The 10,126-nt window shown below is 31.8% G+C and carries 11 protein-coding genes and 2 pseudogenes; 4 read left to right on the forward strand and 9 right to left on the reverse strand.

The window, feature by feature from the left end; genetic code table 11:
* Nucleotides 1-186 precede the first annotated feature (186 nt).
* The 4 genes from ACFWDE_RS28365 to ACFWDE_RS28380 form a co-directional block, all read right to left on the reverse strand.
* Complete coding sequence (locus ACFWDE_RS28365) at nt 187-420, reverse strand: hypothetical protein (protein WP_377896116.1); 234 nt, start codon at nt 418-420, stop codon at nt 187-189.
* Nucleotides 421-714: 294 nt separating this feature from the next.
* The gene (locus tag ACFWDE_RS28370; protein ID WP_377896117.1) at nt 715-861 is read right to left on the reverse strand and encodes a BC1881 family protein; all 147 of its coding nucleotides are present in this window, start codon (nt 859-861) and stop codon (nt 715-717) included.
* 546 nt (nt 862-1,407) lie between these two features.
* Nucleotides 1,408-1,869: a CarD family transcriptional regulator gene (locus ACFWDE_RS28375; RefSeq protein WP_377896118.1), complete on the reverse strand. Its 462-nt coding sequence runs from the start codon at nt 1,867-1,869 to the stop codon at nt 1,408-1,410.
* Between the two features lie 217 nt (nt 1,870-2,086).
* Entirely contained in the window at nt 2,087-2,995 is a 909-nt protein-coding gene (locus ACFWDE_RS28380; protein ID WP_002187319.1) for an acyl-ACP desaturase, read from the reverse strand.
* Between the two features lie 483 nt (nt 2,996-3,478).
* Between ACFWDE_RS28380 and ACFWDE_RS28385 the strand changes: the two genes are divergently transcribed.
* Complete coding sequence (locus ACFWDE_RS28385) at nt 3,479-3,778, forward strand: hypothetical protein (RefSeq protein WP_002144219.1); 300 nt, start codon at nt 3,479-3,481, stop codon at nt 3,776-3,778.
* 325 nt (nt 3,779-4,103) lie between these two features.
* Here the strand turns inward: ACFWDE_RS28385 and ACFWDE_RS28390 are convergent.
* The 3 genes and pseudogenes from ACFWDE_RS28390 to ACFWDE_RS28400 form a co-directional block, all read right to left on the reverse strand.
* Nucleotides 4,104-4,228 (reverse strand): annotated as a pseudogene (locus ACFWDE_RS28390) (recombinase family protein); the annotation flags it as partial.
* A 113-nt stretch (nt 4,229-4,341) separates the two neighbouring features.
* The gene (locus ACFWDE_RS28395) at nt 4,342-5,232 is read right to left on the reverse strand and encodes an Rpn family recombination-promoting nuclease/putative transposase (protein WP_377896119.1); all 891 of its coding nucleotides are present in this window, start codon (nt 5,230-5,232) and stop codon (nt 4,342-4,344) included.
* A 74-nt stretch (nt 5,233-5,306) separates the two neighbouring features.
* Entirely contained in the window at nt 5,307-6,173 is an 867-nt protein-coding gene (locus tag ACFWDE_RS28400; protein WP_377896120.1) for a recombinase family protein, read from the reverse strand.
* Between the two features lie 246 nt (nt 6,174-6,419).
* Here ACFWDE_RS28400 and ACFWDE_RS28405 point away from each other — a divergent pair, with 246 nt between their 5' ends.
* The 3 genes and pseudogenes from ACFWDE_RS28405 to ACFWDE_RS28415 all read left to right on the forward strand — a co-directional run bounded on the left by ACFWDE_RS28405 (nt 6,420) and on the right by ACFWDE_RS28415 (nt 7,692).
* Nucleotides 6,420-6,752 (forward strand): hypothetical protein, encoded by a 333-nt coding sequence (locus ACFWDE_RS28405; protein ID WP_377896121.1) that lies wholly within the window; start codon nt 6,420-6,422, stop codon nt 6,750-6,752.
* Between the two features lie 451 nt (nt 6,753-7,203).
* Nucleotides 7,204-7,399 (forward strand): annotated as a pseudogene (locus ACFWDE_RS28410) (IS3 family transposase); the annotation flags it as partial.
* Between the two features lie 62 nt (nt 7,400-7,461).
* Entirely contained in the window at nt 7,462-7,692 is a 231-nt protein-coding gene (locus ACFWDE_RS28415; RefSeq protein WP_002169661.1) for a transposase, read from the forward strand.
* Between the two features lie 252 nt (nt 7,693-7,944).
* Here the strand turns inward: ACFWDE_RS28415 and ACFWDE_RS28420 are convergent, their stop codons facing one another.
* Together ACFWDE_RS28420 and ACFWDE_RS28425 are read right to left on the reverse strand one after the other, a co-directional pair.
* Nucleotides 7,945-8,775: an ABC transporter permease gene (locus ACFWDE_RS28420; protein WP_377896122.1), complete on the reverse strand. Its 831-nt coding sequence runs from the start codon at nt 8,773-8,775 to the stop codon at nt 7,945-7,947.
* Nucleotides 8,768-9,973, reverse strand: coding sequence for a quaternary amine ABC transporter ATP-binding protein (locus tag ACFWDE_RS28425; RefSeq protein WP_377896123.1), 1,206 nt, complete (start codon nt 9,971-9,973; stop codon nt 8,768-8,770). Before ACFWDE_RS28425 ends, ACFWDE_RS28420 begins: the two co-directional genes overlap by 8 nt.
* Nucleotides 9,974-10,126 lie beyond the last annotated feature (153 nt).

The following is a 10,126-nucleotide window of genomic DNA, read 5'->3' on the forward strand; positions in this document are numbered from 1 at the left end:
AAGAGCTTCAGGAAGAAATTATTCATGCTCAAGCATATATTCAAAAACGAAAATTTGAAGAAACACAGAGATAAAACCCTGTGTTTTTATTTGTTCGTCTATGACGCCAATCTGTTATTAATAGGCAATGATATAGGGATATTTTGAATGTGCATCCAGGTTGTTCCTTTCAAGATATTTATCTTTTTAAATACGCCCTTTATTAGAATACTGCTCATACTTTTTTTGAGATTCTTTAGTAATACGTGCGTTAAGTAAAATTGCTAACAACAAAAACACTCCATAATTCCCCCCTGTAGCTCCTATGATAATCACACTACTACAAACAAGTACAATTAATAGGAGAAACGAAACTAAATAAATATGGTTATAGTTCTTTGACATCTTCTCATATTTTATGCGTTCTTTCCTTGCATCCATCTAAATTCCTCCTTTAAATTATCCATTTCACTATAAAATAAATCTCGCCCTTAAAAAGAAAACAATCTATCGTTTCAAATAATTAGTTTGTTTTTTTAGCAACTAATTTATATAACATAAAAAGAAATACTACCAATATTAAGCTTTCCGCTATGATAATCCCGACCCTCTCCTTTCTTTTAATCCCATCGCATCAGATGAAATGTATATCCTATTATTATCAACAGCAAACAAAAAGGATCTTCCCTTCTCGTAAAGGCTGATCCTTTTCTTCGTTCATTCAACTATTTTTAGCTATTCTTGATTAATTAGAATAACAGCTGGTCCATCTACACGAATTCCACCAACTTCGATTTTTTCATAAGGCTCAACCGTAATAGAAATGATCCCTTCCCGCTTCTTTAATTCCTTACTTAATTCTTTTGTTAACATTTTTTTCATGTGTGCACTCCTTCTTACTGCTTAATTTACTATTGTTATGTAAATGAAATTTAAAATGGTTTCCTGGTCTGGAAACCATTTTTTGTAGTTGACCATATGGTGTTACCAGTTCGTTTATCAATTTTACGTAAAGAAGATAAACAATTACTATTCACTGTCTCAGTAGATGTAAGAAACTCTTAAAGATAGCGGTGAGATTGATTGTTTTTTCTTCTAGAAATAATGACTTAGATAGTATATTACCTAAAACAATGAAAGCCCTACCTCTCTTTCATCCTTACGGATCCTTGTCCGTGCCAGTGTGAATCAGGATTGCAAAAATCAAGTGACTATTTAATCGAGTTATTTGATGAAACTTCGAACGTTCGTAAAAGAAATTTAAAAATAAAAATGGATTAGATTGAAGTAATAACAAAAGAGGTTCCTACTCTAAAAGTGAGTTGAAGAAGTTAAATGTCTTTGAAATGATTTACTTTTAATAATAATCATATTCCCGAAAAATTCAGGATATTTTCGGGGGATGTAATACATTATCTATAATGAACCTTAACAGAAACTTTTTATTTGATTTTCAGTGATCCCTTTAATTAATCCTAGTTCACTAATCAAAAATTCATGTGCGTTATCCAACATTTTTTTTTCGCTTGTATTAAGTACCTTTTCTTTCTTCATACGCATTAAATCACGTACAACTTCAGCACCTTCTTGTATTTCACCCGTTTTTATTTTGTCCGTGTTCACTTTATACCTTTGTTTCCACGGCAGTAATTTATCTGATTCTCCATGCTGAAAAATGTGTATAATGTGTTTTAATGCAAGTATATCAGCAACTGGGCGTATACTCGAACTTAATATTTTACCCATAGGAATCATGACTTGCATATTACTGATTGACATTTTTATAACAAAATACTTTTGTTTTTTCCCTGAGAATTCTTTTTCTTCTATGGCTTCAATTATACCTGCTCCGTGCATTGGATAAACAATGTTATCGCCAATTTGAAACATATAATCCACCTCCATATATGGTAACCTTCTTAACCTTAACACATATGCGATTTTTTATCAAATATCTTATAATATCATAAATTTATTTTTGGAGTCAACTACTTTTTTGATAAAAATTAAATTAAGTAAAAAACACCCCAAAAACAATAGGGAGTGTGTCAGATTCTCAATAAAGGGACGGTCAATTTGTCCATATACATCCTAAAATATCGATTAATTAACATAGATCCGTTTTCCCTTGAAAACGACCAAATCGATCCCGTATTTTTTTCAATCTTGTGTGGTACTCCAAAATCTCAATTCTTGCTTTTTCAGCTAGAGGTGCAATTGGTCGTAAGTCTTTTAACCCCCAATAATCAACTACTACATCAAGTACTTGATCAAAATATTGCAGCGGCCCATAGTTAGCTTCTTTTGCAATCACAGTCATTCTATTTTCAAAATCAGGCATGACAGCACCTGGCATTTTAAAATTCCTAATCACATTGGCAATATGATAGCAATAATTAGGTTCCAATTCCAAATGTGTTCGAATGACGTCTCGATAAAATGCATAATGAAGAGTTTCATCTTTTGCAAGACGGCGTAATAATGTAGCAAGATCTGGATCATGCTTACTTGCAACCTTAGCTACATTATTGTAAAACACCATCGTTGCAAGTTCTTGTAGCGTCGTATACGTCATTGCTTCGATTGGTGTGTGAAAATCGGGCTCAAATCCCCCCTCAACGACTGACTTTCTTAATTCATGTAATCGTTTGGGATTCACACTTCGAGTGAGTAGTAAATATGTCTCCAATAAATTCGAATGTTGATCCTCTTCTGAAGTCCAAGTATGAATAAAGTCTGTAATAACAGAAAGGGACCCCTTAAAGGTCGCAGATAAATACGTTGTAAACCATGGTAAATTCACTTCTGTTAATAAAGCTGTTTCAATGGCCGTAATTACACCAGAAGGAAGAGTAACTTGACTTTCATCCCAAGGAACTCTTTTAAAGTCCATTCCCTTATCCCATGGTAAAAACTCATGATAACCCCAGTCTATCTTCTGCGCTCTTATTTTATGTTGTTCATACAGTTCTTTTAAACGTGGTTCTAATCGGAAATCTAAATCATTTGTTAGCATATATAAGTGCCCCCTTTTCTTATCATAGATATTCATTCTATTTTTACATTCATTTTTATCCTTAAAAATTTTCTACAAATAAATATTACTTTCCTTTTTTTTAGTCAAACATAAAAAATTTTTAACAAAACTCTTTAAGAACGCTTTATTTCTATATGATTTTTTTCATATCAAAAAGGTGCATACCCATAAAGAATCGTTTTATAATAAAGATTGATAAACAATTAATCTTTCATGCGTTTTCGCTACTTTCTAATTTTGTTATTGGTAGTAAAAACTGAAAAGATGAATGGTATGTTATATAGACTAACAACTTATTTAGATGTAAGATCCAAGATGTTAGATTAAGTATTCGGAAAATATATACAGTTGATGAGATAGCCGTAAACGACAATCCCCAACAAGATTACTGTACATTAGCTATGATGAGTTAGACCGTATTTTTGGAAAAAGTATACAGCTCAAAGGGAAGAGGCGATAAACATGCAGTCAACGGAAGCTCATATGAAGGAAACACAACGTAGAGAAAAAATAGAAATAATATTTAGTCATATGGTAAAAGGAGAGAGTTATTTTCACGGATCCTCCTATCAATGGAAAAACATTGTATACCAAAATTATAATAGGATACAACAAAAAGAGTTAAAAATTGAACAACTTATTTCCAAAATGGAAAAAGAAGGGGTTCTCTTTGCGCAGCACCGTTCACTCATACACTATCCCGTCATTGATTTTGTCAAATATATAGCTAAGGTTTATAAGGAAACCCTCGAAAAACAATAACCATGATTATATTTTTAAAATAAATAATTATATTCAAAGAAAACCTTTACAAAAAGTTTATTTGTGAACATTGTTAACAAAAAGCTCAAAAACTCATTCGAATATTTTTTTATTCAAAATAATATTCGTTTTTGTTATAATAACAACCATAACGTATTCTAGTCGTTTGTATATCTTCAGATTTTGTGAAATTTATTACACAAAAAGACAACTCTTAATTAGAGTTGTCTTTTATTTTTTCTCGATATACATAATACTGTTCTGGTGCAAAAACTCCAAGATTCTTACAACTGGAGAAAAAGTAGGACCTCTCATAGGAAAGATGCTACTTTTCTCTCTCATATTCCTTCATTATTTTATAAAACGTATTTTTCTTTAGCTCTAACATTTCCATAAATATAATAGCTGTTATTCCCCACTTTTCCATTTAGAATAAGTTTCTTCTATTATAAATTAATAGTAAACTGTCTAAAAAAGGAAAAAATATTTTAAGGAGTTGATGTTTAAAGGACTAAATAAAAAACTTTGCGATATTTTTCGCAAAGTTTTTGTAATAATACGTATTATAATAGTAATTTTCGTATTTCTTCTGTACTTAGACCTGTGAATTTTGCAATGTCTTCTAATGGCATACCATTTTTATGCATACCACGAATTAATTGAATTTTCCCTTTCTCAATACCTTTTTCAATGCCTTCCTCTAAGCCCTCTTCTCGAGCATGTGCTAGCTTAGCTTGCTCATCTAGAAGTAACTTTTCACGAGCTTCATAAGCTGTTCGGAAAGAAGAGTCATGGCTCATATTTTCCCACTTATTCATTGCTTTTTGTAAAATTGGATCTTGATTCATTGCTATCTCCTCCAATGTTTGAGTTAAATGTTCATCTTCATGTGCTGATAGTAATAACATCCAACGGACAAATACATTTTCCCATGGATTTACTTTTTCTTCATGCCATTGTTTGACCAATTTTGGAATTTCAACAAAATGGATTTCAATATCATCACTTAGTATCTGCTGTTTTTTGGGATTCCATAATTGTCCTATGGTATGAAATGAATCATCTTGGGAGAATAATATAAAATCTAATAAGTTAATGGTAATTGTTTTCCGAAGTGAACGATAGGGCATCCCCTCTTGCATTTGGGATGTATAGAGTTTACTCCAGTAATATAAAGATCGCTTCACCATATCATGTGTATTGCGAAGTTGTATCTCTATATTCACTTGCGTTCCGTTGTCTAATGTTGCTAATAAGTCTAATATGGATAACTTATCATCTTCATAAGATTTATGAAGATGTGGATCTTCTAGTTGTAGAGATGCAATAGGTGCATCTAAAGATTCTTCTAGGACAGCGTTTAGAAATCCAGTTAAAATTTCTTCATTTCCCTTCGTTCCGAATAACTGTTTAAAAGCGAAATCAATTCGTAAATTTACTAATTTTGTGGACATGGGTTTCCTCTCCCTGTCTTTCTTTTCTTCTTATTATTTTATAATGTAATTCTTTATATAAGCAAATGCTACTTTTACCATTGTAGCTCCAATTCATCACAGTACACATCCAACTCCGTAAAACAGTTTTGTAAATCCGCTTCAAAACCAATTTCACGAATTATGCTATCTACCTTTTTTTCTAAATCTGAAAGTGTGTTGTAAGGAACATAAAATATATATTCTCCTGAACGTTGTTCCATATAGTATTGTGATATGAGAAAGGATTCGATATTCTTTCGAACTTTCCCCTTTCCTTGTACAAATTTATTATTATTTTCTACACGTAACAACATACGAATAGTGGCTGTTTGTTCTTTAGTTTGTTCGCTTTTTTCAGTTTGCTTATTTTTTCGTATATATCGGTAGAGTGTAGCTTGACTAATACCTGTCATGTTTACAATTTCTTGGATGCTATATTCTTTAGAATCATATAACTTCAATGCTCTCTGAAGGAAACTATCCTTAACACGAGGGCGTCCACCTACTCTTCCCCTTGCTCTTGCACTTTCAAGCCCCTCTTGTGTTCGTTGAGAAATCAAGTCTCTTTCAAACTGGCTGAATGCTTGAAATACTGTTAACATCAATTTTCCTTGAGGTGTATTAGTATCAAACTGTTCTTTAATACTAATTAGCTTAACTCCCTTATTCTCAAAAAAATCAACAAGTTCAATTAAATCTTTGGTACTTCTTCCTAATCTAGAAAAGCTTTCAACAACTAACGTATCACCAGGTCTAATTTTATCTTTTAATCGAGTAAGCTCTGGACGATCACTTTTCGTACCTGTTATTTTTTCAGTTGCAATTTCAGTACAGTTATAATTTTGAAGCATGTCTAGTTGACGAATCAAATCTTGTTGTTGGGTACTTACCCTTGCATAGCCATAAATATATGAATTCATGGAATCACCTAACCTTTACAAGATGATTTTATCATAAAGGGTAGTTAAAGTTAAATTGATTTTGATAATAGTTTTGATAACGTAGTTAAGCGATTTTTAAGGATTATATCTTGTTCATTATATTTTTATCAAAAACCATCGTTTTTAAAACGCCCATAAATAATAAATCTAATGATTCTGTACTTTGTAATTGGTAAGAGTTTATGATAAAAATAGGGGATATTCCAAAAACACACACGAGGGGCGTTGATTATAATTTTTTTTAAAGACTTTAACTACAAAAATGAAGGTGATTATTTATATCCAGTTGAGTATTATCAATTTCGCCAAGCAAGCACACATGATACATTCAAAGTTGAACTATTATGTTTTGATGATCGTTATGATTTCCATTTAACAATTGATAATGAAGATATCCCTTCAAAGTATAGACTTGTAACAAGCATCTCCTTTGAAATTTATGAAGAATTTGGATTTGAGCCTTATGATTTTAGTTCTAAACAAGCTACTCTACAAAGGGCAATTGATATGGCAAGTGCAATTGCAAAGAAATATTGTGAAAATCCAGTTAATCAATAATAAGTAAAGACCGGATATTATATCCGGTCTTTTTTGTATTTGCTGTATGTTAAGGTGATTTTTCTGTTAAATTATCACAATTATTAATGCGTATTTTAAATTTGAGGTTAAGGACTCAAATTTAAAAGGAAAAGAGAACCCAAATGGATTCTCTTTTCTTGGCATATTTACAACATGGAGAATACTGAGACAACTCTTTCAAAACTTTATTAGGGGAAAGTTTTAAAAAATTCCCTTATAACAATACTTACATAAATGTAATATATAGTAAATTGATAGAATTAAGACTGACTACTCTTAATTTTAAAAAAATTAATCCTCGCCATACTAAGATATCCAGTATTTCATGAAACATTAATAGAAATTGAAATTACTCTTCGTCTATCTCGTATTCATTAAGATATTAATAATTGGATGTATCTGTTCATGAATATGGTAATCTGATTAAGATTCCCACTACACAAGTCCTACCTACCAGAAATTAGTCAAAAAGAGGAAACTGTTGGGATAAAGCACCACAAGAATCGTTTTTTGGCCATCTGAAAGATAAAGCATATATAAAACCTTACGAGTGTTTTACTGAGTTGAAACAAGAGATTAAGAAATATATGACATACCATAATCTTTATAGATATCAATGGAATTAAAAAGGATTGGAGATGCTACAATAAATTGCACACTAAGTTAAAAGAAAAAGGTGATTCAGTTTATGAGTAGAAAAGTCTATAATCGTCAATTTAAATTGGCTGCAGTCCAATTACTATTGGAAGAGAATATGTTTGTGAAAGAGGTTTCAAAAGAATTATCTATCCATTCGAATACTCTTTATCATTGGATAAGTGAATATGGAGAAAGTGCGTTACCACTGGGAATTTGTTTTACCCACATTTTCAATGGAGTAGCAATTGGCATTCTTAGTTCTTTAGCAATCGCATCATAGCTCCGTCCATCATTTTTATACAAATGTACAGCTTTCAATTTAAATGTCTCTGCATATTTTTGAAATGTTGTTCTTTTTTTGCCATTAAAATATCCCTTCAAGTATAGTGTAACATTCCACATTAAGAATGTAGTCTTTTTACACTGTCTACTTAAAAGGGATAATACCAACTAATATTACCTTACTTGCACCAGCTTTAAGCAATAAATTTCTCGCGGTTTCAAATGATGACTTTTAGTATGTACATTATAATTATTTTTTATGAAAACCTTGTGTAATTCGATCTAATATAATTGCAATTACTACAATAGCAAGGCCTGCTTCAAAGCCCATACCTATATTAACTTGTGTAACCGACCGATAAACGTCTACGCCAAGACCTGGTGCACCGACAAGAGATGCAGTGACAACCATTGATAGAGAAAGCATAATACTCTGATTTACACCAGCCATGATTGTTCCAGTTGCAAGTGGAAGCTGTACTTTGAATAGTTTCTGTGACGATGTTGAACCAAAGGCATTAGCTGCTTCAATTAAATCTTCTGGTACTTGCCTAATCCCTAACTCAGTAAAGCGAATAGTAGGTGGCATTGCAAAAATAACAGATGCAATAATACCTGGTACTACTCCAACACCAAAGAATGTAATTGCCGGAATAAGATAAACGAATGCAGGCATTGTTTGCATAAAATCAAGAGTTGGTTTTAAAAATTTGGAAAACCTTTCGTTCTGAGATGCCAAAATCCCAATTGGTATACCAATAATGATAGAGATAATAACAGACGTCAAGACAAGCGCTAGTGTTTGCATGGTCTGTTCCCAATAGTTAATGTTAAGGATAAACAGAAATCCAATTAAAGAAAATACCATAAGTGAAACTTTACGGGAGGTGTACCAAACTAATAAGCATGTGATTGCAATAAAAATAATGGCTGGGATAAATATTAATAGATTTGTTAATAAATCAACAAATCCCCCGATAATAAAAGAAAATCCTTTGAACAACCCTTCGAAATGCTGATACAAACTTGTAACAAGTGTGTCAACCCATTCTCCTAAAGGAATACGTGGAATACTATTCATTATCATTCACCTCTTCCTCTACATTTCCTGCTAAAGCCTGAATAATACTTTCACGCTTTATTATCCCTCGTAATCTATGTTTATCATCTATAACAGGAAGAGGTAACTTTGCCTTAACCATTTTTATATACATTTCTTCTAATAGAGTATCTAAATAAACAGGGGGAATGTCTGTTACTAATAAATCCGCTATTGGAACCTGTCTTTTAACAGCTTTACTAGCATCATCAGCAGTTAAGACACCTAAAAACTCATGTTTCTTATTCACTACATATACGCTAGAAACACTAGCATTTTTCATGATTTGGAGTGCAACACGTGGACCACGATCAATTAATAAGGTTTCCGGTCTTTTCATAATGGATTCAGAGGTTAAAACTTTTCCTAAATTTACATCAGCAACAAATTGCTCTACAAATTCATTTGCAGGACTCACCATAATTTCTTCTGGTGTTCCAATTTGAACAATTTCTCCGTCTTTCATTAAAGCAATACGATCACCAATTCGGAGTGCTTCATCTAGATCGTGTGTAATAAAAATAATCGTTTTTTTCATTTTATCTTGCAGTTCTAATAATTCATTTTGCATTTCTTTTCGAATAATCGGATCTAAAGCACTAAATGATTCATCCATCAGTAGGACATCTGGATTATTTGTTAGTGCTCTTGCGATACCAACACGCTGCTGCATTCCACCGCTAAGTTGTTCCGGATAACTATCTTTATTGTTTTCTAGACCTACTAATTTAAGAGATTCTAACGCTTTTGTTTCTCGTTCTTCTTTTGATACTTTTTGTATTTCTAAACCATATGCAACATTTTGTAAAACCGTTCGATGAGGGAATAAGGCGAATTTTTGAAATACCATACTCATTTTGTTTCTTCTTACTTTTCGAAGAGATTCTTTTCCCATTGTTGCGATATCTTCACCATCAATATATATATGGCCAGAAGTCGGTTTGATTAACTGATTTAACATACGAACAAGTGTAGATTTCCCACTACCGGATAATCCCATAATGACAAATATTTCACCAGCATAAACATCGAATTTTGCCTGGTTCACGCCAATAGTCATACCAGTTTCTTTTAATATAGCAGCTTTGCTTTTTCCCTCTTCTAGTAAAGCGATTCCTTTAGAAGGATTCTTTCCAAATACTTTTGTAACGTTTTCAACACGTAATTTCGTTTCTTTCATTCTTTCACTCCTTTTCTTTGACTCTATACAAATACTGTAACTATTTCTAAACCAAATAGTACATTACAATAGTTCATCAAAGACTTTTTTTTATTTTTTTGTTAAGCTATTAATAGTTAGTTTATATTATTCATAGTTATAATTATAAAATAT

Origin of the sequence: Bacillus sp. NPDC060175 (genome assembly GCF_042728695.1) — a bacterium.
Lineage (GTDB): Bacteria > Bacillota > Bacilli > Bacillales > Bacillaceae_G > Bacillus_A.